The 25,603-nt window shown below is 73.2% G+C and carries 19 protein-coding genes; 10 read left to right on the forward strand and 9 right to left on the reverse strand.

Annotated elements, in window-relative coordinates; all coding sequences use genetic code 11:
• Positions 1-17 precede the first annotated feature (17 nt).
• Entirely contained in the window at positions 18-401 is a 384-nt protein-coding gene (locus GA0070611_RS23250) for a phage holin family protein (protein ID WP_091668036.1), read from the forward strand.
• A 162-nt stretch (positions 402-563) separates the two neighbouring features.
• Positions 564-1,586 (forward strand): class II fructose-bisphosphate aldolase, encoded by a 1,023-nt coding sequence (fbaA, locus tag GA0070611_RS23255; RefSeq protein WP_091668039.1) that lies wholly within the window; start codon positions 564-566, stop codon positions 1,584-1,586.
• Positions 1,587-1,640: 54 nt separating this feature from the next.
• On the opposite strand, the gene GA0070611_RS23260 is transcribed toward fbaA, so the two are convergent.
• A complete protein-coding gene (locus GA0070611_RS23260) occupies positions 1,641-2,855 on the reverse strand; it encodes an LOG family protein (protein WP_197675781.1) in 1,215 nt (404 codons plus the stop codon).
• Positions 2,856-3,121: 266 nt separating this feature from the next.
• Between GA0070611_RS23260 and GA0070611_RS23265 the strand changes: the two genes are divergently transcribed.
• Entirely contained in the window at positions 3,122-3,550 is a 429-nt protein-coding gene (locus tag GA0070611_RS23265; RefSeq protein ID WP_091668042.1) for a DUF3151 domain-containing protein, read from the forward strand.
• Positions 3,551-3,603: 53 nt separating this feature from the next.
• Here GA0070611_RS23265 and GA0070611_RS23270 read toward each other — a convergent pair whose 3' ends face one another.
• Positions 3,604-5,559, reverse strand: a complete 1,956-nt coding sequence (locus GA0070611_RS23270; RefSeq protein ID WP_091668046.1) for a MinD/ParA family ATP-binding protein — start codon at positions 5,557-5,559, stop codon at positions 3,604-3,606.
• Between the two features lie 75 nt (positions 5,560-5,634).
• On the reverse strand, positions 5,635-6,633 hold the full coding sequence (locus GA0070611_RS23275; RefSeq protein WP_091668049.1) for a diacylglycerol kinase family protein: 999 nt from the start codon (positions 6,631-6,633) through the stop codon (positions 5,635-5,637).
• 122 nt (positions 6,634-6,755) lie between these two features.
• Between GA0070611_RS23275 and GA0070611_RS23280 the strand changes: the two genes are divergently transcribed.
• The 6 genes from GA0070611_RS23280 to GA0070611_RS23305 all read left to right on the forward strand — a co-directional run bounded on the left by GA0070611_RS23280 (position 6,756) and on the right by GA0070611_RS23305 (position 18,423).
• Positions 6,756-8,045, forward strand: a complete 1,290-nt coding sequence (locus tag GA0070611_RS23280) for an adenylosuccinate synthase (RefSeq protein ID WP_091668054.1) — start codon at positions 6,756-6,758, stop codon at positions 8,043-8,045.
• A gap of 176 nt (positions 8,046-8,221) precedes the next feature.
• A complete protein-coding gene (locus GA0070611_RS23285) occupies positions 8,222-9,157 on the forward strand; it encodes a type IV toxin-antitoxin system AbiEi family antitoxin domain-containing protein (protein WP_091668057.1) in 936 nt (311 codons plus the stop codon).
• 85 nt (positions 9,158-9,242) lie between these two features.
• Positions 9,243-10,490, forward strand: a complete 1,248-nt coding sequence (gene purD, locus GA0070611_RS23290) for a phosphoribosylamine--glycine ligase (RefSeq protein ID WP_091668060.1) — start codon at positions 9,243-9,245, stop codon at positions 10,488-10,490.
• Positions 10,491-10,627: 137 nt separating this feature from the next.
• Positions 10,628-11,266: a hypothetical protein gene (locus tag GA0070611_RS23295; RefSeq protein ID WP_091673327.1), complete on the forward strand. Its 639-nt coding sequence runs from the start codon at positions 10,628-10,630 to the stop codon at positions 11,264-11,266.
• Positions 11,267-11,366: 100 nt separating this feature from the next.
• Positions 11,367-13,391 carry a flotillin family protein gene (locus GA0070611_RS23300; RefSeq protein WP_091668063.1) on the forward strand — a complete coding sequence of 675 codons (2,025 nt, stop codon included), beginning with the start codon at positions 11,367-11,369 and terminating at the stop codon, positions 13,389-13,391.
• 4 nt (positions 13,392-13,395) lie between these two features.
• Positions 13,396-18,423 carry a DNA repair ATPase gene (locus GA0070611_RS23305; RefSeq protein ID WP_091673329.1) on the forward strand — a complete coding sequence of 1,676 codons (5,028 nt, stop codon included), beginning with the start codon at positions 13,396-13,398 and terminating at the stop codon, positions 18,421-18,423.
• A 51-nt stretch (positions 18,424-18,474) separates the two neighbouring features.
• Here the strand turns inward: GA0070611_RS23305 and GA0070611_RS23310 are convergent, their stop codons facing one another.
• The 3 genes from GA0070611_RS23310 to GA0070611_RS23320 all read right to left on the reverse strand — a co-directional run bounded on the left by GA0070611_RS23310 (position 18,475) and on the right by GA0070611_RS23320 (position 21,920).
• Positions 18,475-20,040 carry an AMP-binding protein gene (locus tag GA0070611_RS23310; RefSeq protein WP_091668067.1) on the reverse strand — a complete coding sequence of 522 codons (1,566 nt, stop codon included), beginning with the start codon at positions 20,038-20,040 and terminating at the stop codon, positions 18,475-18,477.
• Between the two features lie 210 nt (positions 20,041-20,250).
• A complete protein-coding gene (locus tag GA0070611_RS23315; RefSeq protein WP_091668070.1) occupies positions 20,251-21,465 on the reverse strand; it encodes an acyl-CoA dehydrogenase family protein in 1,215 nt (404 codons plus the stop codon).
• 2 nt (positions 21,466-21,467) lie between these two features.
• Complete coding sequence (locus GA0070611_RS23320; RefSeq protein WP_091668073.1) at positions 21,468-21,920, reverse strand: SCP2 sterol-binding domain-containing protein; 453 nt, start codon at positions 21,918-21,920, stop codon at positions 21,468-21,470.
• A 78-nt stretch (positions 21,921-21,998) separates the two neighbouring features.
• Here GA0070611_RS23320 and GA0070611_RS23325 point away from each other — a divergent pair, with 78 nt between their 5' ends.
• Positions 21,999-22,637: a TetR/AcrR family transcriptional regulator gene (locus GA0070611_RS23325; RefSeq protein WP_197675782.1), complete on the forward strand. Its 639-nt coding sequence runs from the start codon at positions 21,999-22,001 to the stop codon at positions 22,635-22,637.
• Between the two features lie 129 nt (positions 22,638-22,766).
• Here GA0070611_RS23325 and GA0070611_RS23330 read toward each other — a convergent pair whose 3' ends face one another.
• From GA0070611_RS23330 to GA0070611_RS23340, 3 genes are read right to left on the reverse strand one after another with little or no spacing between them, the layout of a single operon-like run.
• On the reverse strand, positions 22,767-23,378 hold the full coding sequence (locus GA0070611_RS23330; RefSeq protein ID WP_091668081.1) for a DedA family protein: 612 nt from the start codon (positions 23,376-23,378) through the stop codon (positions 22,767-22,769).
• 24 nt (positions 23,379-23,402) lie between these two features.
• Positions 23,403-24,644: an adenylosuccinate synthetase gene (locus GA0070611_RS23335; protein WP_091668086.1), complete on the reverse strand. Its 1,242-nt coding sequence runs from the start codon at positions 24,642-24,644 to the stop codon at positions 23,403-23,405.
• Complete coding sequence (locus GA0070611_RS23340; protein ID WP_091668090.1) at positions 24,641-25,600, reverse strand: hypothetical protein; 960 nt, start codon at positions 25,598-25,600, stop codon at positions 24,641-24,643. Before GA0070611_RS23340 ends, GA0070611_RS23335 begins: the two co-directional genes overlap by 4 nt.
• Positions 25,601-25,603: the final 3 nt, after the last annotated feature.

The raw sequence follows: 25,603 nt of genomic DNA on the forward strand, positions 1-25,603 counted from the left end.
GGTGCCAGGATGGTGCGGTGGGCTTCCTGATCCGACTGGTGATCACCGCGATCGCGCTGTGGATCACCACGCTGATCGTGCCCGGGGTGGCGGTGACCGGCCGCAACGGGGCGAACAGCGCGTTCACCCTGCTCGTGGTGGCGCTCATCTTCGGCGTGGTCAACGCGGTGCTGAAGCCCGTGATCAAGGTGTTCGGCTGCGTGTTCTACCTGCTCACCCTCGGTCTCTTCGCGCTGGTGGTGAATGCCCTGCTGTTCCTGCTCACCGACTGGATCGCCCGGGGGCTGCACCTGCCCTTCCACGTCGACGGCTTCTGGGCCGCCTTCTGGGGCGCGATCGTGATGGCGGTGGTGAGCTGGCTGATCAGCGTCGCGGTGCCGGACCGGCTGGAGCGTTCGTGAGCGGTTCCCGGGTCGGTTGTGTCCGACGCCGCCTCCTACGGGATACTGCCCGCGGTGGACAGCGCGGTCCGGCGTACCCGTGGAAGTCAGCGGCCGGAACGGTCGCCGCCATGGAAGACAGCGGCCTGCACGGCCGAGAGCGGTAAGTAAGGAGCGTTCGACATGCCCATCGCTTCCCCCGAGGCCTACGCGGAGATGCTGGACCGGGCCAAGGCCGGCCGGTTCGCGTACCCCGCGATCAACGTGACCTCCTCGCAGACGCTGAACGCGGCCCTCAAGGGCTTCGCCGACGCGGAGAGCGACGGCATCATCCAGGTCTCGACCGGTGGCGCGGAGTACCTGTCCGGCCCGTCGATCAAGGACATGGTGACCGGCGCGACGGCGTTCGCCGCGTACGCGCACGAGGTGGCCAAGAAGTACCCGGTCAACATCGCGCTGCACACCGACCACTGCCCGAAGGACAAGCTGGACAAGTTCGTCCGGCCGCTGATGGCCGTCTCGCAGGAGCGGGTCAAGAACGGCCAGGAGCCGCTCTTCCAGTCGCACATGTGGGACGGCTCGGCCGTGCCGGTGGCGGAGAACCTCCAGATCGCCGAGGAGCTGCTCGCCCAGGCCGCCAAGGGCAAGATCGTCCTCGAGATCGAGGTCGGCGTCGTCGGTGGCGAGGAGGACGGCGTCGAGAACGCCATCAACGACAAGCTCTACACCACCGTCGAGGACGGCCTGGCCATGGTCGAGGCGCTCGGCCTCGGCGAGAAGGGCCGCTACATGGCGGCGCTGACCTTCGGCAACGTGCACGGCGTCTACAAGCCGGGCAACGTGAAGCTCCGCCCCGAGGTGCTCAAGCAGATCCAGGACGCGGTCGGCGCCAAGTACGGCAAGGAGAAGCCGCTCAGCCTGGTCTTCCACGGCGGCTCCGGCTCGCTGCTGGAGGAGATCCGCGAGGCGCTGGACTACGGCGTGGTGAAGATGAACATCGACACCGACACCCAGTACGCCTTCTCCCGCCCGGTCGCGGACCACATGTTCCGCAACTACGACGGCGTGCTCAAGGTGGACGGCGAGGTCGGCAACAAGAAGATGTACGACCCGCGGGTCTGGGGCAAGGCCGCCGAGGCCGGTCTCGCCGCCCGCGTCGTGGAGGCCTGCGAGCACCTGCGCTCCACCGGCACCACGATGAAGTGACCACCGCGTGAACGGAGGGCCGGCACCCGCCAGGGTGCCGGCCCTCCGCGCGTCTCAGCCGGCGGTCAGCACCCGGACCGCCTCGCGGACGTCGTCGGTGAGGTGCACCGTGGGGGAGAGGTCGCCGAACGGGGAGGCGGCGAAGAGCGGACGCAGCAACGCCTCCACCGGCAGCTCGTCGGTCCAGTACGTGCGGTCCAGGAAGACGTACGCGCCGCTGGCCCCGTCGGTGCCGTAGTAGGTCTTGGTGGCGGCCTGGAACACCTCCTGCACCGTGCCGGCCCGGCCGGGCGCGAAGACGATCCCGCCCCGGGCCAGTCGCAGGATGGTGTCCTCCCGGATCGCGTTGGAGAAGTACTTGGCGATCCGCCCGGCGAACAGGTTCGCCGGCTCGTGCCCGTACAGCCAGGTGGGGATCGCCAGGCCGCCGGAGCGCGCCCACTCGGTGCCGGCGGCCGCCGGGCGCGGGGTGGGCAGGGCCGGCCCGGCCACGTACCGCTCCCGGACCCGCAGCGCCACCTCGGTGTAGCGGTCGTGGTCGGTGAAGTCCGGCGCGGTGGCCAGCAGGTCGATGGCCCGGTCCAGCTCCTCGGCCGGCCAGGCGGCCAGGAACGCGCCCAGGTTGGCGGCCTCCATCACGCCCGGCCCGCCACCGGTCACCACCAGCCGGTCGGCCCGGGCCAGCTCCCAGCCCAGCACCGCCGCCATCCGGTACGCGGCACTGCCGCGCGGCACCGCGTGGCCGCCCATCACGCCCACCACGGACTGCGGCCCGTGCACCGCCAGCCAGGTCCGGGTCGCGTCGGCGAGGGCGTTGTCCACCCCGTGGTCGTGCAGCCGCTGGCCGAGCGCCTCCCGGACGTCCGGCAGCGCGCCGCCGTGCCGGCGGAAGTGCGCGTACACCCGGGTGTCGTACATCCCGGCGAAGCCGCCGTCGGCGAACCCGGCGGCCAGGTCGTCGGGGGTGTAGAGGTGCGCCGGCTGGGTCGGGTAGGGCAGCCCGGAGAAGGGCGGCACCACGTTCGCGCCGCGCCGGACCAGGTCCGCGCCGACCTCCCGGTCGGCGAAGCGGCAGCCCACGAAGAGGGTGCCGGTGACCTCGACGGTGCGCAGGTCGGGAACGGGGTCGAGGTCGAGGCGGAGGCCCTGCACGGTCAACCCGGCGAGGGTGCCGTCGGCGAGATGACGGTCGAGTTCGCTGCGGCTCTCGATCTCGTCGGAGCTGGTGTCGTGCGGCGCGATGACGTCCGCGGGAGGTGGGGTCGGCACCAGATCATCCTGCCCGCACCGGGCAACCCGGCAAACCAGGCCGCCCGGGTACGACAGGAGCCCGGCGGCGAGGCCACCGGGCTCCTGCGTAACCGGGTCCTGGGGAGGCTCCGGACCAATAGTTGTAGTGGAAAACATCGCTGTCCGGCATGGGCCGCGGGTACGTGGGCGGCGGGCCGCAGGCGTGACGAAGCCCTCAGCCGTTCAGCCGACCGGCTGACCGGACCCCCTCGCGAACCCCAGGGCGAAGCGGGTTGAATGGGGCGATGCAGAACCTGTTGCCTGAGCCACCGGCCACCCTCCTGCCCGCGCACGAGGAGGCCGACGCCGCCCTGGCCGACGCCGCGGAGCAGGACACCGACCAGGCGTACGCCGAGGTCGCGGCGAGCTTCCCGACCCACAGCGCGGCCTGGGCGGCGCTCGCCACCCGGGCGTTCGCCGCCGGCCAGGTCGTCACGGCGTACGCGTACGCGCGCACCGGCTACCACCGTGGTCTCGACCAGCTGCGTCGTGCCGGGTGGAAGGGGCACGGCCCGGTGCCCTGGTCGCACCGGCCCAACCGCGGCTTCCTGCGCTGCCTGTACGTGCTGTCCCGGGCGGCCGGCGAGATCGGTGAGGCCGACGAGGCGGCCCGCTGCGCCCAGTTCCTCCGCGACTGCGACCCGGCCGCCGCCGACGCCCTCGCCAGCCACTGACGTGCCGCGCCGGCCGGCCCGCACGCACCGCGGACCGGCCGGCGCGCCCGTTCCTACAGGCCCTCCGCCACCGAGGCGGCGATCTTCAACCAGGCGTCCCGGGTGGCTGCGGAGAGTTGGCCGTACCGGAGCGGTTCACCGGTGTCGATGAGCCGCTCGTACGGCGCGAGCAGCACCGCCCGGGTCCGGGCGGCGAAGTGCTCCTGGATCGCCGGCAGGTCGATCTCCTTGCGCGACGGGGGCATCGACACCACCGTCACCGCCTGTCGGACCAGCCGCTGCCGGCCGCTCTGCTCCAGGTGGTCGAGCATCCGGGCGGCGGTCTCGGCCGAGTCGTTCCGGGCCGACATGGTGACCACGAGCTGGTCGGTGGCGTCCATCGCGGCCTGCCAGTTCTGCGCCCGGACGTTGTTCCCGGTGTCCACGAAGATCAGCTTGTAGAAGCGGCTGACCACCTCGCGGATCTCGGCGAAGGCGGCGGCGGTGAGCATCTCGCCGCCGGTCGCGGACTCGTCCGAGGCGAGCACGTCGAACATCCCCTCGCCCTGCGAGCGGACGTACTGCGACAGGTCGCCGACCCGCCCGTGCGGACCCTGGAACTGGGCCAGGTCGCGCAGCATGTCCCGGACCGTCCGCGAGTGGAAGTCCTGCTGGGCGCGCATGCCCAGGGTGCCCTGGGTCTCGTTGTTGTCCCAGGCCAGCACGTACCCCCCACGCTTCTGCCCGAAGGTCATCGCGAGCAGCAGGATGGCGACCGTCTTGCCGGCGCCGCCCTTCGGGTTGACCACGGTCACCTGGCGCAGGCCGCCGAAGTTGCGGCGGACCATCTCGATGTCGCGGCGCAGCTCCTGCTCGTGCCGGCCGGGCGGGAGCCGGACCAGCCCCATCCGGTTCACCACCGCGCGCACCCCCATGGTGGCGACCGGGTCGACCGGCCGGACCTGGCGTCGCCGGGCGAAGTCCTCCGCCGTCGGGGTGGCCCCGGCCTCCGGTGTCCAGGCGGGCTCCGGATAACCGGCCGGCTGAGCCGGTGGTCCGGCCGGCTGCTGCGGCCCGGGCGGACCCGGTTGCGGGCTCCCCGCCCCGGCGACCGGCGGCGGGTACCACCCCGGAGCCGGGGCGGCGGTCGGCGGCGGGTACGCCGACTCGCCCGGGTAGCCCGGCTGCCCGTAGCCGACCGGGTACCCGCTCCCGTTGCCGTACGCCGGTGCGGGCGGGAACGGCCCGAGCCGGGGCGCGCCCGGTGCCGGCGGCTCCGCCGGTCGCGCGCCGGGGCGGTCGGGGTACGCCCCGGCCGGTGCGGCGGCGTCGGGGTCGGCGTGCGGCCCGGCCACGGCTGCCGGGCCGGGGCCGGGGTGCGGTGCGGCGGCCTCGGGGCCCGGGTGCGGCTCCGGCCGCCCGTCGGTGGCGTGGTGGACCGGGCCCGCAGGCGTGACGGACGGGCCCGCAGGCGTGGTGGACGGGCCCTCCTCGGCGCGGCCGAGCGGGGCGGTGCCGACCGGCGTGAGCAGCCCTTCCGTGCCGGGCGGGAGCGGGGCGGTGGACGGCAGGTCCGGGACGGGCGGCGCCGGTTCGCCGGCGGCGGGCTCACCACCGGTGGACCGCTGCGGCGGCTGGGCCCAGGGCGACTCCCCCCGCCCGTCTGGTCCGGCGCCGCCGGCCGGCTCACCCACGCCGGTCGTCGCGGCCCGGCCGCCGGCCGTGGAGCCGTCCGTCCCGGCGCGTGTCGCCCCGGCCGGTGTCGCGGACATGCCGGTCGCCACGTCCGGCGCGGGACCGACCGCCTGCGGTGCCGGGGTCGGGTCCGGCCGTGTCGCGGCGGTGGCCGGTGGGTCGAGGGTGAACGGCAGGTCCAGGTCGACCGCCGGCTGGGCGGCGCGGGGCGCGGGCACGAGGGGCTCCGGCCACCCCGGGCCGGACTGTTCGGGCGGCCACAGCGGTTCGATGTCCCGCTCCGGCACCTGCGGTTCACCCGGCACGTGGGCCCGGTCGGCGTTCTCGTGCACCACGGTTCCTCCCCATTCCTCCCCGCCGAGGATAGGCCGTCCGGTTCCCCGGGCCGCCCGAGCGGGGATCGACGGAGGTCAGGACGTCCAGACCGCCCAGGCGCCCGGCTCGGTCCACCACGACCGCTTGCGGCCCAGCTCGCCCTCGACCCCGTCGTCGAGGAAGGGCACCTGCTCGTCGCGCGGCACCACGGCCACGGCCCGGCCGCGCGCCCGGCGTACCTCGATGCGTACCTTCTTCCTGCCCAACGCCGAGCGGGTCACCACGGGCACGGCCACCGCCACCTCGACCCGGCCGTCGGCGGGGTCCGGGTCGGCGAGCAGCGTCACGTCGTCGAGCCGGGCGTACCCACCGGCGTTGCCGATCGCGCAGACCATGATCGGGTCCTCGCCCTGGGAGAGCACGGCGTCGTCGACCTCCACCCGGGCCCGCCAGTGCAGCGGGCGACCCTCGTCGTCGGCCGCCCCGAGCAACACGCCGTCCAGGGTCACCGAACCGCCGTCGTTGCGCAGCAGGTCCAGCCGGCGGGGCGTGCCGTCGAGCACCGCGGCGGCCACCGCCGCCGGGTCGCGGGGCAGGCCGAGCTGCGCGGCCAGGTCCCGCGCCGTCCCGGTGCGGGCCGGATCGAGCGGGAGTACGCCGACCGGGGGCAGGTCGGGCACGGTGCGGTTGCCGGCCAGGTCGGCCGGGCGGCGGCTGGGCGGCGGAGCGTACCGCCGGACCAGCCGGCGTAGCACGGCGCGCAACTGACCGTCACTGGCGGTAGCGACCACGAGTCGGGTCTTCCCGTCCGGATCGGGCCAGGTGAGCCCGTCGGGTCGCGGCGGGCCGTCGAGCCGGGCCAGCACCTCGTCGATCTCGGCGTCCGACCGGGCGGTCACCGTCTCCACCCGGGCGCCCCGGGCGGTCAGCGCGTCCGCGCAGGCCAACACCGGTACGCGCGGCGTCTCGCAGCGCTCCTCGGCCGGCTCGCCGGCCTGCTCGGCCGCGCCACCGCAGCAGGCTCCGCCGCTCCCGCAGCCCCCGCCCGACCCGTCCCGCCCGGAGCCGAGGGTGAGCAGCACCACGTCGTACACGAAGGAGCCTCCTGCTTCTCGACGAACCCCTGCCGGTCCCGCCGTCACTACTTGTTAGCCTGACACCCCGGGCTCGCCAACCGGTCGCCACCTGGCACCCGAGCCTTCTGGAGGCGGAAAAGATGCCAGCGATCGTGCTCATCGGCGCTCAGTGGGGCGACGAGGGCAAGGGCAAGGTTACCGACCTGCTGGGTGAGCGGGTCGACTACGTCGTGCGCTACTCGGGCGGCAACAACGCCGGCCACACCGTGATCACCCCGGACGGCCAGAAGTACGCGCTGCACCTCATGCCGTCCGGCGCGCTCTCGCCGAGCGCCATGATCATCATCGGCAACGGCGTCGTGGTGGACCCGAAGGTGCTGCTGCAGGAGATCGACGGGCTCGCCGAGCGCGGCGTGGACGTCTCCCGCCTGCGTATCTCCGGCGACGCGCACCTGATCATGCCGCACCACCGGGCCCTGGACCGGGTGGTCGAGCGCTACCTCGGCAGCTCCCGGATCGGCACCACCGGTCGGGGCATCGGCCCGGCGTACGGCGACAAGGTCGCCCGGATGGGCATCCGGCTCCAGGACCTGCTGGACCCGGGCATCCTGCGCAAGAAGCTGGAGCTGGCGCTCCGCGAGAAGAACCAGCTGCTGTTCAAGGTCTACAACCGCAAGGCGATCGACGTCGACGAGACCGTCGAGGAGTACCTGCGTTACGCCGAGCGGCTGCGGCCGTACATCGCGGAGACCCGGGTCATGCTCTGGGACGCCCTGGACCGCGGCGAGACCGTGCTGCTGGAGGGCGCCCAGGCCACCATGCTCGACATGGACCACGGCACCTACCCCTTCGTCACCTCGTCGAACCCGACGGCCGGTGGGGCGTGCGTGGGCGCGGGCATCCCGCCGACCGCGATCAACAAGGTCATCGCGGTGAGCAAGGCGTACACCACCCGGGTGGGCAGCGGCCCGTTCCCGACCGAGCTGTTCGACGACAACGGCCAGCACCTGCGCAAGGTCGGCCACGAGTACGGCACCACCACCGGCCGGGAGCGCCGCTGCGGCTGGTTCGACGCGGTCGTCGCCCGCTACGCCTGCCGCCTCAACGGCGTGACCGACCTGGTGATCACCAAGCTGGACGTGCTCACCGGCATGGCCAAGGTGCCGATCTGCGTCGGGTACGAGATCAACGGCGAGCGGTTCGACGACATGCCGATGACGCAGACCGACTTCCACCACGCCACGCCGATCTACGAAGAGCTGGACGGCTGGTGGGAGGACATCAGCAAGGCGCGGACCGAGGACGAACTCCCCGAGAACGCGAGACGCTACATCGCGAGGATCGAGGAACTCTGCGGCACCCGCGTCAGCGTCGTCGGCGTAGGCCCCGGCCGCGAGGAAAACGTAACCCGCCACCCCCTCCTCCCCTAACCCCCGGCCCGGCCCGGCCCTTCTTCCGTCGATCATGAAGTTAGCGGCACCTTTGTAGATCCACTTCGCCGCTAACTTCATGATCGACGCGCACCCCAGCGCTGCCTTGTCCACAGGGGGCCGGGGTTGTCCACAGGGGGTTTCGAGGGTGTGGGGGAGGCGGGATCGTTGGGGGTGTGGATCGGGGGCGGGTGCTCGGGGAGGTGGCCGCGCAGCAGGGTGGTGTCGTAACCCGGCGGCAGGCGCTGGCGGCCGGCTACAGCCGGCACGAGGTCGACAACTTCGTGGCGTTCGGTCGGTGGAAGCGGCTCGCCCGGGCCACGTATCTCGTCGGTCGGTCCCCGGCCGGGATCAGCCCTCGGCTCAGTCGGATACGTGCCGCCGTGGTCTCGCTGGGACCGCAGGCCCACGCCGTTCTCTCGACCGCCGCCGAACTCCACGGCATCGCCGGACTTCCCCGGACGACCGCGATCCACGTCGCCCTGCCGGGGCGGGCGGCGAGACCTGCTCGCGCCGGCGACCCCGCGGTCGTGCTGCACCAACTCGAACATGCCGCGGACGCGGTGACCGCGGTCCGCGGCGTGCCGTCGACGACCGCCGTGCACACCGTCGCGGAACTGATCCTGCGTGAGCGCCGGTACGTGGCCGTCTCGTTGCTGGACTCGGCCCTCTATAGCAAGGTCGTCGGCGCGGACGAACTGCTCACCATCCCCACCTTGATCAGGGGTCGACGGGGTGCCGTGGAGGCCCGTGGATACCTCACGGAGGCGAGCGGCCTGGCGCAGTCGCCCCTGGAGACCCGTACGCGGCTGCGCTGCGTCGACGGCGGGGTGCCGCCGGACGTCCTCCAGGTCGAGGTGCGCGACGACGACGGCTACCTGCTGGGCATCGGTGACCTCGGCTGGCGGGGTCCGCGCGTGATCGCCGAGGCGGACGGGCGGGTGACCCACGCGGGTCCGGCAGCCCTTCTCGACGACCGTCGCCGGCAGAACCGTCTCGTGAACGCCGGCTGGACCGTTCTGCGCTTCACCTGGTCCGACACCCTCCGTCCCGATTACATCCCGGCCGTCGTCCGCCGAGCCATCGCCGTGCGCTCGTTAGGTCGATCATGAAGTTGGCGGCGAAGTCGATCTCAGATAGTGCCGCCAACTTCATGATCAACGGAGGTGGCGGGAGCGGTCAGTAGGATGCGGGGTCGTGCGGGTACTTCTTGTGGGTGGTGGTGGGCGCGAGCACGCGCTCGCGCTCGGGCTGGCTGCCGATCCGTCCGTCGAGGCGCTCGTCGCGGCACCGGGTAACCCCGGCATCGCGGCAGTGGCCGAGCTGCGGGACGTGGCCGTCGGTGATCCGGTGGCGGTGGCGGCGCTGGCCGTCGAGACGGCGGCGGACCTGGTGGTGATCGGCCCCGAGGCGCCGCTGGTGGCCGGGGCCGCCGACGCGGTACGCGCCAAGGGCGTACCGGTGTTCGGCCCGTCGGCCGAGGCCGCCCGGCTGGAGGGGTCGAAGACGTTCGCCAAGGACGTGATGACCGCTGCCGGCGTGCCGACGGCCCGGGCGTACACCTGCACCGGGCCGGCCGAGGTCGCGCGGGCGCTGGACGAGTTCGGCGCGCCGTACGTGGTGAAGAACGACGGGTTGGCCGCCGGGAAGGGCGTCGTCGTCACCGACGACCGGGCCCGCGCGCTGGAGCACGCCGCCGAGTGCGGTCGGGTGGTGATCGAGGAGTACCTGGCCGGTCCCGAGGTCTCCCTCTTCGTGGTCACCGACGGCGAGGCCGCCGTGCCGCTGCTGCCGGCGCAGGACTTCAAGCGGGTCGGCGACGGCGACAGCGGCCCGAACACCGGTGGCATGGGGGCCTACGCCCCGCTGCCCTGGGCGCCGCCCGGCCTGGTCGACGAGGTGATGCGGGACGTCGTGCACCCGACGCTGGCCGAGCTGCGTCGCCGGGGCACCCCGTTCGCCGGCCTGCTCTACGTCGGGCTGGCGATCACCGCCGCCGGTCTGCGCGTGATCGAGTTCAACGCCCGTTTCGGCGACCCGGAGACCCAGGTCGTCCTCGCGCTGCTGGAGACCCCGCTCGCCGGGCTGCTGCACGCCGCCGCCACCGGCACGCTCGCCGACCACCCGCCGCTGCGCTGGCGGGACGGCGCGGCGGTCACCGTGGTGGTGGCCGCCGAGGGCTACCCGGCGGCACCCCGCACCGGGGACGCGATCACCGGCGCCGACCGGCCGGGCGTCATCCACGCCGGCACCCGCCGGGACGCCGACGGCACGTTGCGCTCCGCCGGGGGCCGGGTCCTCTGCGGTACGGCCACCGGCCCCGACCTGGCCGCCGCCCGCGACGCCGCGTACGACCTGGTACGCGGCATCGAGCTGGCCGGTTCCCACCACCGCACCGACATCGCCGCCGCCGCGATCGAGGACCGGATCACCCTGCCGGCCTGAGCCGGCCCGACATCGCCGCCGCGGGGCCGCTCCGTCTCTCCGGTGCTCTCGGGGGCCACGGGCGTTGACGTCGCGTGCCACGATCAACCGTGCTGGTGCGGCCGTCCGGAACGGCCGCCGGGTACGGGGGTGGTGAGGTGGCCGGTTTCCTCGGCGTCGCGCTGAGCTTCCCCACCGTCCTGTTCAGCTTCCTGCTGGTGGTGGTGATCGGCTACTGGCTGCTGGTGCTCACCGGCGTGCTCGACCTCGGGGACGACCTCGACGTCGACGGCGTGCCGGGCGGGGTCCTCGCCGGGCTGGGCTTCGGCGGGCTGCCGAGCGCCATCGTGTTCTCCCTGCTGGTGGCGGTGGCCTGGTTCGTCAGCCTGGCCGGCACCGCGCTGCTCGACGGGTGGGGCCTGGGCGCGGCGGCGCGGATCGCCGTCTCCGTCGGTGTGCTGCTGGCCGCGCTGGCCGTCGCCTGGCTGGTCACCCGCCTGGTGGCGGTGCCGCTGGGGCGGCTCTTCCCGGCCGGCTCCGAGGCCAGCCGGCACGGCTTCGTCGGCCGGCTCTGCGTCATCCGCACCGGACGGGTGACGGCCGACTTCGGGCAGGCCGAGGTGACCGCCGCCGACGGCTCGTCGGCCGTGGTCCAGGTCCGCCAGCACCGCGCCGACCCGCTGCGCGCCGGCAGCTCCGCGCTCATCTACGACTACGACCCGGACGGTGAGTTCTTCTGGGTCATGCCGGCGGGGACGGTCCTCGACCCCGATCCGTCGCACCACGTACCGATCTGAATCCTCCCGTGACCGGCTCCGGCGTGCCGCCGGGGACGACGCACACCTCGCTGCGCCCCTGAAAGGAGGAAGCGCGGCCCTCCGTGCCGCGCGACCGCCCATGGATGTCGTCACCACCGGCTTCGGCATACTGCTGGCCGTTCTGCTGCTCATCGCTCTCGGCGTGATCCTGCTGGTCAGCCGCCTGTTCCGGAAGGTCGAGCAGGGCAAGGCCCTGATCGTGTCCAAGGTGCGCCGGGTGGACGTCACGTTCACCGGCGCGGTCGTCCTGCCCGTGCTGCACAAGGCCGAGGTGATGGACATCTCGGTGAAGACCATCGACATCGAGCGGACCGGCAACGAGGGCCTGATCTGCCGGGACAACATCCGGGCGGACATCCGGATCACCTTCTTCGTCCGGGTCAACAAGACCACCGAGGACGTCATCAAGGTGGCGCAGGCGATCGGCACCGCCCGGGCCAGCGACCGGGAGACGCTCCAGGAGCTGTTCAACGCCAAGTTCTCCGAGGCGTTGAAGACGGTGGGCAAGCAGCTCGACTTCGTCGACCTCTACACCAAGCGCGACGAGTTCCGGGACCAGATCATCCGGGTGATCGGCACCGACCTCAACGGCTACAGCCTGGAGGACGCGGCGATCGACTTCCTGGAGCAGACGCCGATGTCCCAACTGGACTCGGCGAACATCCTCGACGCCCAGGGCATTCGCAAGATCACCGAGCTGACCGCGATCGAGCACGTGCGGACCAACGAGTTCCAGCGCAACGAGCAGAAGGAGATCACCCGGCAGAACGTCGACGCCCGCGAGGCGATCCTGGAACTGGAGCGGCGGCAGGCGGAGGCCGAGGCCAAGCAGCGCCGCGAGGTGGAGACCGTGCGGGCCCGCGAGGAGGCGGAGATCACCCGGGTACGCGCGGAGGAGCGGCTGCGCGCGGAGACGGCCAACATCCGTACCGATGAGCAGTTGGGCGTGCAGCACGAGAACCAGGCCCGGGAGATCGCGGTCGCCGAGAAGAACCGGGAGCGGGTCATCGCGATCGAGACCGAGCGGATCGAGAAGGACCGGATGCTCGAGGTGATCTCCCGGCAGCGGGAGACGGAACTGTCCACCATCGCCAAGGACAAGGAGGTCGAGGGCGAGAAGCGCTCGATCGCCGAGGTGGTCCGGGAGCGGATCGCGGTGGAGAGGACCGTGGCCGAGCAGGAGGAGAACATCAAGCGGCTGCGGGTGGTCGAGGAGGCCGAGCGGACCCGGCAGGCCGTGATCATCCAGGCCGAGGCGGAGGCGCAGGAGAACCTGGTCAAGGACATCAAGGCGGCCGAGGCGGCCGAGCAGGCGGCGAAGTTCAAGGCCCGCGAGGAGCTCGTGCTCGCCGAGGCCCGGCAGCAGACCGCCGAGCTGGACGCCCGGGCGAAGATCCGGCTGGCGGAGGGGATCCAGGCGGAGACGGCCGCCGCCGGCCTGGCCGAGGTGCAGGTGCGCGAGCGGGGCGCCGAGGCGATCGAGAAGGTGGGCCGCGCCGAGGCCGCCGTCGAGCGGGAGAAGGCACTGGTCACCGCCGAGGCGGTACGCGAGAAGCTGAAGGGCGAGGCGGAGGGTCTCACCGAGAAGGCCGCCGCGATGGCCGCGCTGGACGACGCCACCCGGGAGCACGAGGAGTACCGGCTGCGGCTGGAGTTGGAGAAGGACGTCCGGCTCGCCGGCCTGGACGTGCAGCGGCAGGTCGCCGAGGCGCAGGCGATGGTGGTCTCCACCGGCCTGGAGAAGGCCAACATCGACATCGTCGGTGGCGACAGCGTCTTCTTCGACCGGCTGCTCGGCTCGATCTCGCTGGGCAAGAGCGTGGACGGCTTTCTGGCCCACTCGGACGTGGCGCGGAGCATCGCGCAGCCCTGGCTGGACGGCAAGGCCAACTTCACCGACGACCTGGCCCGGGTGCTCGGCTCGTTCAACACCGCCGACGTGCAGAACCTGACCCTCTCCGCGTTCCTGCTCAAGCAGATGCGGGCCGACGGCGCGGACAAGGGCAAGCTGGAGGAACTGCTCCAGGTGGCCCGGAAGCTGGGGCTGGCGGAGGCGCCGGTGGCGGCGTTGAGCGGGCAGCGGCAGTCGCGGGCGGGTGAGTGACCCGGTGACCGACCGCGAGACCGGGCCCGCCGCCGAGGGCGCGGTGGACCCGGCCGGCCTGGACGCCGGCACCTACGAGGTGCTGCGTACCCGGCTCGCCGAGCAGGCCGCCGAGCTGACCCGGCGGGCGGAGCGGCTGAACGCCCGGCGGCTGGAGGTCTTCGGCAGCACCGAGCTGCGCCTGACCAGCACCGAACGGATCCGCACCGAGCACAACTGCGTACCCCGGGACATCGTGCCGGTGGGCGGGCTGATGCTCTTCGGCTACAACGTCTTCATCGGCCTCAAGCCGGAGACGACGGTGGACGACGTCTTCTCGCTGCACCGCTTCGTCCGGGTCGAGGACGGCGGCGTCGAGACGTTCCGCTTCGACCACGTCGATCCGGCCGAGGTGCCGGGACTGCTGCGCGATCCGCAGTTCGAGCGGGACTTCGCCGAGCTGTACCGGTACTACCGGCAGACCCGGCTGTTGCAACTGCGCCGGCTCGACGGCCGGTTGCTGGCGGTCTTCCAGACCGGTCCGCGTACCGACGACATCCGGGTGCTGCGCTGGCGGGTCGACCCCGACGGCACGGTGGCGTACCTGGACAACCGGGGCGAGCGGGAGCACGTCTTCCCGCCCGCGCACGACTTCGAGTGGACCGCGACGACCCGGGACGACCACGTCCTCGGCCGCCACCCGCACATCTCCATCCAGGGTGAGGTCTTCGTCGAGACGGTCGGCGCCGACCTGACCGTCAAGATCGAGAACAACACCGAGACCGGCGAGGGCATCTACCGCGAGCCGGTGGACGAGCCGTTGCAGAGCCTGGCGGACGCAGACGTCGGGTACGCCCGGATCGGCCCGCTGATCCTGCTGCGGATCCGGCCGTACAAGGAGAACGACTGGCGGTACCTGGTCTTCAACACGCTCACCCGGGAGGTGGTCCGGCTCGACGGGATCGGCCAGGCGTGCCAGCGGCTGCCCGAGGACCACGGGATCATCTTCCCGGGCGGCTACCACCTCTCGACCGGCCTGACCCGGACCTTCGACACCGACGTGTCCAGCCTGGAGTTCGAGCGGCTGGTCCGCTCGCCGAACGGGGAGGACGTGCTCTACGTCTTCCACGCCCGGGACGAGGGGCGCTCGCTGCTGCTGCCGTACAACGCGATCCGCAAGGAGGTGGCGGCACCGATCCCGTGCCACGGCTTCTCGGTCTTCGACGACGGCACGATGGTGGTGTTCCGGGCGCTCTCCGACGAGCCGACCCGGGTCCACCCGATGCAGATCTGGCAGACCCCGTACGCCTCGGAGAGTTATGCCGCCGCGCAGCCGGCGGGTACCGGGCCGGTGGAGCGGATCGGCAACGCGGATCTGGTCCGCGGCATCTCCGACTGCCTGTCGGTGGCCCGGATGGTCGACGCGCCGGCCCCGGCGGCCGGGGTCTACCAGGCCCTGATCGCCGCCGCCACGCGCGCGTTCGACCACTACCACTGGCTCGCCGAGGCGGAGCTGGGTGACCTGGCCGAGCCGCTGGCCGCGGTGCGGGCCACCGCCGCCGGCGTGCTCGACGAGTACGAGAAGGTCCGGGCGCTGACCGCGCAGGCGGCCGTCGCGGTGGACGAGAGCGCGGCCAGGATCGCCGCGCTGGCCCTGCGGGTACGCGGTGACGCGCCGCTGACCGCCGACGACTGGGTACGTCAGCTCGCCGGCCTCCGGCAGGCCCAGGGGCACCTGGTGACGCTGCGCGAGCTGCGTCACGTCGACCTGGGCCGGGTCGACGAGCTGGCCGCCGAGCTGGACGGCGAGCTGGCCGAGGCCGGCCGGCGGGCGGTCGACTTCCTGAGCCGCGACGACGCGCTCACCGGCTACCGGGCGGAGGTGGACCGGCTCGGCGAGCGGGCCGGGGGGATCGCCACGGTGGCCGAGGCGACGCCGGTCCGCGAGGAGTTGGCCGAGCGGGCCGAGGGCCTGCGGACCCTCACCGAGGTGGTGGGCGGCCTGGACATCGCCGACGCGACCGTCCGGACCGGGATCCTGGCCCGGGTCGCCGAGGTCCTCGGTGGGGTCAACCGGGCCCGCGCCGTCCTCGACAACCGGCGGCGGGAGCTGAACCAGGCCGAGGGCCGCGCCGGCTTCGCCGCCGAGTTCGCCCTGCTCGGGCAGGCGGTCACCGGCGCGCTGGCCGCCGCCGACACGGTGGAGCGCTGCGACGAGCAGCTCGGCCGGCTGCTGCTCCAGGTGGAGAACCTGGAATCCCGGTTCGGTGAGTTCGACGACTTCCTCGCCGAGCTGACCACCCGGCGGGCCGACATCTACGAGGCGTTCTCCTCCCGCAAGCAGGCGCTGCTCGACGAGCGTGGTCGCCGGGCGGACCGGCTGGTCGCCTCCGCCGACCGGATCCTGCTCAGCGTGCAGCGTCGGGTCACCACACTGGGCTCGCTCGACGAGATCAACACCTACTTCGCGTCCGATCCGATGGTCGGCAAGCTGCGCGGGGTCGTCGACGAGCTGCGCAGCCTGGGCGACCAGGTCCGGGCCGAGGAGCTGGACGGGCGGGTGCGGGCCGCCCGGCAGGAGGCCGGCCGCGCGCTGCGGGACCGGCTCGACCTGTACGCGGACGGCGGCGAGACGATCCGGCTGGGTCGGCACCGGTTCGCGGTGAACACCCAGCCGATCGACGTCACGGTGGTGCCGCACCAGGGGCGGATGGCGGTGGCGGTCACCGGAACCGACTACCGGTCGCCGGTGCGCGACGCGACGTTCGAGCGGACCCGCCGGTTCTGGGAGCAACTGCTCGTCTCCGAGTCGACCGAGGTCTACCGGGCGGAGTACCTGGCCACCTCGATCCTGGCCGACGCCGAGGCGGGCCGGGGCGCGATCACCCTGGACGCGTTGCACGCGGCGGCGGTCGACGGGGGCCGGCTGCCCGAACTGGTCCGGGCGGTGGCGGAGACCCGGTACGACGAGGGTTACGAGCGGGGCGTGCACGACCAGGACGCGGCGGCCCTGCTGCACGCCCTGCTGCGGCTGCACGCCGGCGCGGGACTGCTGCGGTGGCCACCGGCGGTGCGGGCGGCGGCCCAGCTCTTCTGGCGGTACGGCACCGACGACACCACCCGGCGGTCCTGGTCGGCGCGGGCGGTGTCGCTGGCCCGCGCCCGGGAACGCTTCGGCCGCCCGCCGGCCCGCCCGTCCGACGCGCCGGCACCGATCCCTGCCGGTGGGGACGCGATCGACCGGCTCCAGGCGGAACTGGCCGGCCGCGCGGAGCACTGGCTGCGCGACGCCGGCCTGCCCGGGCCGGCGGCCGAGTGCGACCTGGTCGGGGCGTACCTCTTCGAGGAGTTGGCCCGCGCGCCGTTCGGCTTCGTCACCGGCGCCGGGGCGCGGGGTCTGCTGGAGCGGTTCCGGCGGGCGCTGGGTGGCCCGCAGGCGGCGGCGAGCGGGCAGTTCGACGAGGACCTGCGGGCCCTCGGCGACGACCTGGCCAGCCGCTACCAGCTGGTGGAGGCATGGCTCGGGGCGTTCCTGGCCAGCACCGACGGCGCGCTCTCCGACGACGACCTGCCCGAGGCGGTCGCCGTCGAGCTGTGCGGGACCGAGCTGCCCCGGTACGAGTCGACGGCCGCGCTGACCGGGACGGTCACCGGGCTGCTCGGCGCGCACCCGCGGATCAGCGGCTCGGCGCTCACCCTGCGGCTGGACGAGACGCTGGCCCGCACCCAGCGCTTCCGCACCGAACGGGTGCCGGCGTTCCGCGACTACCAGCGGCGGCGCAACGAGCTGGTGGCCGCCGAGCGGGACCGGCTCCGGCTGGCCGAGTACCAGCCGAAGGTGATGACCACCTTCGTCCGCAACCGGCTGCTGGACGAGGTCTACCTGCCGTTGATCGGCGACAACCTGGCCCGCCAGCTCGGCGCGACCGGGGACGCGAAGCGGGTCGACCAGATGGGCCTGCTGCTGCTGATCTCCCCGCCGGGCTACGGCAAGACCACCCTGATGGAGTACGTGGCCAGCCGGCTCGGCCTGGTCTTCGTGAAGGTGAACGGGCCGGCGCTGGGTAGCCGGGTGACCTCCCTCGACCCGGCGGAGGCGCCGGACGCCACCGCCCGGCAGGAGGTGGAGAAGATCTCCTTCGCGCTGGAGCTGGGCAACAACGTCCTGCTCTACCTCGACGACATCCAGCACACCTCCCCGGAGCTGCTGCAGAAGTTCATCCCGCTCTGCGACGCGCAGCGCCGGATGGAGGGGGTGTGGGAGGGCCGCACCCGCACGTACGACCTGCGGGGCAAGCGGTTCGCGGTGTGCATGGCCGGCAACCCGTACACCGAGTCGGGGCAGCGGTTCCGGGTGCCCGACATGCTCGCGAACCGCGCCGACGTGTGGAACCTGGGTGACGTGCTCTCCGGTCGGGACGAGGTGTTCGCGCTCAGCTACGTCGAGAACGCGCTCACCTCGAACCCGACCCTGGCCCCGCTCTCCACCCGGGACCGGGGCGACGTGGAGCTGCTGGTGCGGATGGCCCGGGGGGACGACGGCGTACGACCGGACCAGCTCTCCCACCCGTACTCGGCGGTCGAGCTGGAGCAGATCCTGGCGGTGCTGGGCAAGCTGCTGCGGGTGCAGCGGATCGTGCTCGCCAACAACCAGGCGTACATCGCCTCGGCGGCGCAGGCCGACTCGTCCCGTACCGAGCCGCCGTTCCAGCTCCAGGGCTCGTACCGGAACATGAACAAGCTGGCCGAGCGGATCGTCCCGGTGCTCACCGACGCGGAGCTGGAGGCGGTGGTCGACGACCACTACCTGGGTGAGGCGCAGACGCTGGCGGCGGGCGCGGAGGCGAACCTGCTCAAGCTGGCGGAGCTGCGCGGCCGGCTCACCGCCGAGCAGGCCCGCCGCTGGGCCGAGGTGAAGGCGGCCTTCCTGCGCGCCCGGGCGCTGGGCGGGGGCGGCGACCCGCTGGACCGGGCGGTCGGCGCGATCGGCCTGCTCGCCGACCGGGTCGGCGGGGTGGAGGCGGCGATCGGCCGGGCCACGGACCACACCTGACGAGGTGCCCGGCGGACCGGAGAGTAGTTCCGGTTCGCCGGGTGGGTCCGGTCAGCCGTAGTAGCGGCGCAGCTCGCGGCCGAGCACCTTGCCGGTGGCGTTGCGCGGCAGGTACTTCACGAAGACCACGTCCCGGGGGACCGAGAACCGGGCCAGGTAGTGGCGGACGTACTCGCGTACCGCCTCGGGGTCGAGCTGTTCGCCGGGGTGCAGGGCCAGGAACGCGGCCAGCCGCTGGCCGTACTCCGGGTCCGGTACACCGATCACCGCGACCTCGCGGACCTGGGGCAGCCGGGCGATCAGGTCCTCCACCTCGGACGGGAAGACGTTCTCGCCCCCGGAGACGATCATGTCGTCGGCCCGGCCGTCGACGAAGAGCCGCCCGTCGGCGTCGACCCGGCCCAGGTCACCGGTGTCGAGCAGGCCGTCGTGGCTCTCCCGGGTGGTGCCGGAGGTGTACCCCTCGAAGAGCATCTCGTTGCCGACGAAGATCCGGCCGACCTGCCCGGCCGGTACCGGCCGGTCGGCGGCGTCGAGGATCTCCAGCCGGGTGCCGTGCGGCGGGCGACCGGCGGTGGTGGGCGCCGCCCGCAGGTCCGCCGGGCCGGCGATGGACGCCCAGGAGACCTCGGTGGAGCCGTACAGGTTGTAGAGGACGTCACCGAAGCGGTCCATGAAGGCGGTGGCCAGCCCGCCGGGCAGGGCCGAGCCGCTGACCGCGACCACCTTCAGCGGCGGGCGGGCGTCCGGCGGTGGCACCTCCATCAGCCGTTGCAGCATCACCGGTACGGCGAACATGGCGTCGCAGGAGTGCGCCGTCAGGGCGGCGAGCGTGGCGGCCGGGTCGAAGCGGCGGTGCAGCACGACGGTGGCGCGCAGCGCGAACGCCACCTGAAGAGCGGCGTACCCCCAGGTGTGGAAGATGGGCGCGGCGATCAGCACGGTGTCCCGGGCGTGCAGCGGGATGCGGTCGATGATGGAGACCAGCGGGCCGAAGCCGTGCGGGGTGGGGCGGCGGGCGCCCTTCGGCGCGCCGGTGGTGCCGGAGGTGAGCACGATGGTCCGGCCGTCGCGGTCCGGCGGCTGGAGCTGGTCCCCGGGCAGCGCGCCGGCGATCAGCTCCTCGTGGCCGCGCTCGTCGACCCGGTGCACCTCCGGGGGGAGGGCGAGCACCCGCTCGGCGAACTCGGCGTCGTGCGCCAGCACGCGGAGCTGCTGCTCCTGGGCGACGGTGGCGAGCTGTGCCGCGGAGAGCCCGGTGTTGACCAGCACCGCGTCCGCGCCGAGCAGCATGGCGGCGACGATCGCCTCGATCAGCCCGTGGTGGTTGCGGCAGAGCAGGCCGATGCGGTCCCCGGACTGCACGCCGAGCCCGGCCCGCAGGGACCGGGCCAGCCGTTCCGACCGGTCCAGCAGTTCCTGGTACGTCAGGGTGGCGCCGTCCTCGTCGACCACGGCGGTCCGTCCCGGGTCGCGGGCGGCGGCCTGGCGCAGTTCGCCGGCGAGACTCCAACCCCAGCGGCGCAGCGCGTTCAACTGGGAGGCGACCCGGATCGGGCGGCCTGGGGTGAGCAGTCCGCGTCGGGTCAGCGTGGCGACGATGAACGGCAGGTCCAAGTCGCGGCCCTCCTTCGCGAGAGTTTCTCCCGATCATGCACCCGTGGTCGCGATGAGCCCAGCCCGCGTGATCATTTGCCCAGCGTATGGACACCGTGGGCGATGGCGGCGCTCACCGACGGTGAGGAGCGAACCGGCGGCCCGACCCGCGACGACGTACCGCCCGGCACGGCGGTGGCCGTCGCGGGTCGGGTCGGGGTCCGCCGGCGATCAGCGGATCTGCATCCCGGAGATGGCCCGGGAGATGACCAGCCGCTGGATCTCGGAGGTGCCTTCGAAGATGGTGTAGATCTTGGCGTCCCGGTACCACCGCTCGACCGGGTGGTCGCGCAGGAAGCCGGCGCCGCCGAGGAGCTGCACCGCCTTGTCGGTGACCGAGACCGCCACCTCGCCGGCCTTGAGCTTGGACATCGAGCCCTCGCCCGCGCTGAACGGCCGGTTGTTGCGGCCCATCCAGGAGGCCCGCCAGACCAGCAGCCGGGCCGCGTCGATCTCCATCTTCATGTCGGCGAGCGCGAACGCGACCGCCTGGTTCTCGATGATCGGTCGACCGAACTGGACCCGCTCCTTCGCGTAGTCCAGGGCGTACTCGTAGGCGGCCCGGGCCACGCCGAGCGCCTGGGCGCCCACGGTCGGGCGGGACAATTCGAACGTCCGCATCGCGGCCTGACCCGAGGCACGTTGCCCCGACCGGGCCCGCGCGAGCCGCTCGTCCAGGGCGTCCCTGCCGCCGAGCAGGCAGCGCCCCGGCACCCGTACGTCGTCGAGGAAGACGTCGGCGGTGTGGGACGCGCGCAGGCCGAGCTTGCGCAGCTTGCGGGTGGCGTTGAGCCCCGGCGTGCCCGGCGGTACGACGAACGCCGCCTGCCCCCGCGAGCCCAGTTCCGGCTCGATGGAGGCGGTGACCACGTGCACCCCGGCGATCCCGCCGTTGGTGGCGTACGCCTTCTGCCCGTTCAGCACCCACTCGTCGGTGGCCTGGTCGTAGACCGCGCGGGTCCGCATCGACCCGACGTCGGAGCCGGCCTCCGGCTCGGTGGTGCAGAACGCGGCGACCGCCGGCTGGTCGACGTCACCGAAGCACTGCGGCACCCACTCGACGAGCTGGTCGGGGGTGCCGGCGCCGTAGATGGCGGCGACCGCCAGGGAGGTGCCGAAGATGCCGAGCCCGATGCCGGCGTCGCCCCAGAAGAGCTCTTCGCTGGCGATCGGCAGGGAGAGGCCGGTGGGGTCGGCCCAGCAGGTGGCGAGGAACTCGAAGCCGTACAGGCCGACCTTCGCCGCCTCCTGGATGATCGGCCAGGGAGTCTCCTCCCGGGCGTCCCACTCGGCCGCGGCCGGGCGCACGACCTCGGCGGCGAAGCCGTGCACCCAGTCGCGCAGATCCCGCTGTTCCTCGTTCAGGTCGAGCGAGAACTCGGCCATGGTCAGGCCTTGGGGATGTCGAACAGGTTGGCGATGTTGGCGGCCAGGCCCAGGTCACCCTTGGCCTTCAGCTTGCCGGTCATGAACATCATCACCGGGTTGGCGCCACCGGAGACGATCTTCAGGAACTCGACCGGGCCCATGGTGAGGCTCAGCTTCGGGTCCCGGGTCGGGGTCTCCGAGACGGTGCAGGTGCCGTTCTCGATGACGATCTCGTAGGTGTCGGTGCCACCGTCGGGACGGCCGGTGATGTTCCAGTGGATCACCGCGTTGGTGGAGCCGGCGCGGTCGGCGCGGAAGAGCTGCGGCATCCGGCCGAAGACCTCGCTCAGCACCTTGCCGCGCAGGTCGCCCGACATGATCTCGGCGATCTTCTCGTCGGGGGTGGACTTGACCAGCTGCGCGAACTCCTTGGGGCCGACGTTCGCGAAGGTGGCGGGATCGAAGTCAGTCATGGGGGATGCACCTCTCGGGGCGGGCCGACTTTGGTTACTCTGGCGTAACCTTACGCACGAGTAGGTATGCTTGCAAGGGTGTCCAGCACACCCACCTTCAAGCGCCTGCCCCGAGCCGTACGCGAACAGCAGATGCTCGACGCGGCGGTGAAGGTCTTCTCCCGCCGGGGCTTCCACGCGGCCAGCATGGACGAGATCGCCGACGACGCCGGCATCTCGAAACCGATGGTCTACGCGTACCTGGGGACGAAGGAGGAACTCTTCGTCGCCTGCCTGCACCGTGAGGGCACCCGGATGATGGAGGCCATCGCCGGCGCGGCCGCCCCGGATCTGCCCGCCGACGAGCGGCTCTGGCGCGGACTGCGCGCCTTCTTCGGCTTCGTCGGGGCGCACCGGGACGGCTGGGCGGTCCTCTACCGGCAGGCCCGCGGCTCCCAGCCGTTCGCCGCCGAACTCGCCACCATGCGCGGCCGACTGGTCGAGGTGGTCGCCGGGATGCTCGACCACGCGCTGCGGGCCAAGGGGCGCGAGGTCGGCGCCACCGACCTGGAAGTGGTCGCGTACGCCCTGGTGGGCGCGAGCGAGTCGCTGGCCGACTGGCTCGCCGACCACCCCGAGGCGGACGCCGGCAAGACCGCCACCCGGATGATGAACGTCGCCTGGCTCGGCGCCGACCAACTCCTGCGCGGCACCACCTGGCACCCCCCCACCCCGTGACCCCCTCCTCCCCGCCCCCGCCCCCGCCCTCTGCGGCGATCTTGCACTTTCGGCCCTCGGTTCGGGTGATAGGCCGGATTTGCCCGGGCACAAAGTGCAAGATCGTCGCGGCCCGGGCGGGGCGGCGGGTTAGTGGGGGGTGCGGGTGTGGGTGCGGCGGCGGAGCCAGCGGGCCAGTTCGAACAGGCCGGTGACGGCGAGGGAGAGGCCGACGCCGGCGAGCAGGCCCTGGACCGGGTGGTCGGCGAAGGCGAGCCCGCCGAACCAGCCGAGCAGCCCGCAGTAGAGCGCCCAGCTGCCGCAGGCCAGCGCGTCGTACAGCAGGAAGGAGCGTGGCGGGTAGCGGACCGCGCCCATGGTGAGGGTGACCGCGGTCCGGCCGCCGGGGACGTAGCGGGCGGTGGTCAGGATCATCCCGCCGCGCCGGTCGACCGCCCGCCGGGCCCACGCCGAGCCGGCCCGACGCCGGCTGTCGGCCGGCAGCCGGGCCAGCCGGTGCGCGCCGCCGCCGCGGCCGATCGCGTACGAGATGTGGTCGCCGAGCAGCGCGCCGAGGGCGGCGGCCAGGATCACGCCGACCAGATTCGGTTCCCCGCCGGCCGCGAAGACCGCAGCCGTGATCACCACGGTCTCGCCGGGCACCGCCGGGAAGAACGCGTCGACCCCGGTGACCGCGACGATCACCAGGTACACCCACGGCGAGGTCACCGTCTGGTGCAGCAGGTCGAGCACGTCCCCCATGCCTTCATGCTGGGCGGTGCGGGGTCAGCCCGGGGCGGAAACGGCGGCAGCCTTGTCCGCGGCGGTCGGCCCGTGCGAGGTGAGCAGCACCGGTACGTCCAGCGCGTCCGACACTGCCGTCGGCCAGTCGGTGGGCGGCGGGCGGTCGTAGACCGGGCGGGCGCGCAGCAGGCGGTCGGTGAGCGCGGCCTGCCGGTCCAGGTCACCGGCCGGGCCGGGGACGAGCCGGTCGACGGTGTCGTAGCGGTGGCAGATCCGCAGCTCCGGGCCGGCCAGGTCGAGGTGGGTGAGGGCCAGGCCGTCCACACCCCCGGCGACGTCGAGGGCGTACCGGTGGGCGACCGCGTCGAAGTGGCCGAACCGGAACCGGCCCTGCCAGGGGTTGGTCGGGTTGCGCGGGTCGCTGAAGGGCAGTGCCGGGTCCTCGGTGACCAGCGGGCCGGGGCCGTGTCGGGTGGTGGTCACCCGGAGCACCCCGAGCCGCCGCCCGGTACCGGCCTGACCCGCCTCGGCGAGCAGCGTCTCCGCGTTGGCGAACGTGGTGGTGCTCCAGGTGGTGTACGGGTGGAAGCCGTGCCACTCGTCGAGCAGCACCCCCTGCGCCCCCTCGAAGACGCAGGTCCCGGCCCGCAGCGCCCCGGCCAGCCAGCTCCGGTCGACGATCGCCACCCGGTCGGCGAAGCCGGTGTACGCGGGCAGGCAGTCGTCGACCGGCGGGGCGTCCAGCGGGCCCAGCTCGGCGGTGAGCCGGTCCCGCAGCGTGGTGAGCCGCCGGCGCAGCACCGCCGGGCGGCGGCAGTCCGCCACCCGGGGTGCCTCGTCGGGGTGGGCGAGACCGTACGCGACGGCCTCACCCACCCCGAGCCCGCAGGAGCCGTGCCGGTCGGCTCCCCGGGCGATCTCCCGGGCCCGGTTGGCGGCCCGGTGGTACGGCGTGGCCAGCAGCGCCTCGCCGTCCACGGTCAACCGGTCCAGCGCGTCGGTGACCCCGAGCCCGGCGAGGTGGTCGGCCTCGGCGGCCAGCGCCAGCGGGTCCACCACCACGTACCGGGACAGGTGGGTGCCGACCCCGGGGTGGAACGTGCCGGCCCCGAACTGCGCGAACGTGTGGTGCCGTCCGTCGCGCAGCACGACGTTGTGTGCCGCCTGCGCGCCCCCGTTGAACCGGACGACGGTGTGCACCGGCCGGGTGGCGCAGAGCCAGTCGACGACGGTGCCCTTGCCCGCGTCGCCGTACCCGAGGTCGACCACCAGCACGTGGTTCACAGCCGGGTGACCCCGCTGCCGCCGGCCGGGGTGAAGGGCAGCGCCGCCGCCGAGACACGCCGGCCGCGGCCCAGCCGGGCCAACGCCTTCGACACCGTCCGGCCGGCCGTGGAGCCGGACCGGTCCAGGTCGCGTACGCCCTGGTCCAGGTCGATCGCCTGCTCGCCGAGACCGATGGTGAGCGCGATGGTCTCGCACACCGCGTCGAGGTCGTCCAGCTCGACGGCGTGCTGCCCGAGCAGCCCGCGCCAGAAGTCCAGCACCTTCCGGTTGCCGGCGTAGTGGCTGCCGGCGGGGAGCAGGTAGTAGGTGTCCCAGCGCCGGGTCACCTCGTCGACGATCTGCCGTACCGGCACGTCCTCGCCGAGCTCGTCGCCGATCAGCCGGCTCACCTGCCGCCGGTCCACCCGGGGGTAGGCGAGTTCGTCGCCGATGATGAACAGGTAGCCGCGCCGGCCGCGCTTCTCCCAGGAGTCGGTGACCGTGTGCCGGGCCATGAAGTACAGCGCCAGCTCGTACGACTCGCTCATCTGGCCGCCCCCGCCGCCCTCCAGCACGATCCGGCCGAGGTCGTCGTCCATCCGGTTGTCCGACTCGAACTGGCCCACCTGCAACGGCACCCGGTCGCAGGTGGCGTCGCCGATCGCGCCGAACATGAGCTGTGGATCGCGGGCGTACCCCTGGCGGAGCAGCAGGCCGAGCAGCTGCGGCAGCTTGGCCTGGAGGGTACGGGGGACGTGCCCCATCGAGCCGGTCACGTCGAAGAGCACCGCGACGGGGGTGGACTGCGGGTGCTCGGCGGAGTCGCGGCTCTCCCGGACCGCGCCGCGCGGGTCGAGCGCGGGGTGCACGCTCCGCGCCCCGCTGTCGCTGTAGGAGAAGGCGCTCCGGCCGCTGGCCCGTCGGTAGCGGTCGGCGGCGTCGTACACGTCGGTGGACCAGATTCCGCTGCCCATGGC

Source organism: Micromonospora auratinigra (assembly GCF_900089595.1).
Lineage (GTDB): Bacteria > Actinomycetota > Actinomycetes > Mycobacteriales > Micromonosporaceae > Micromonospora > Micromonospora auratinigra.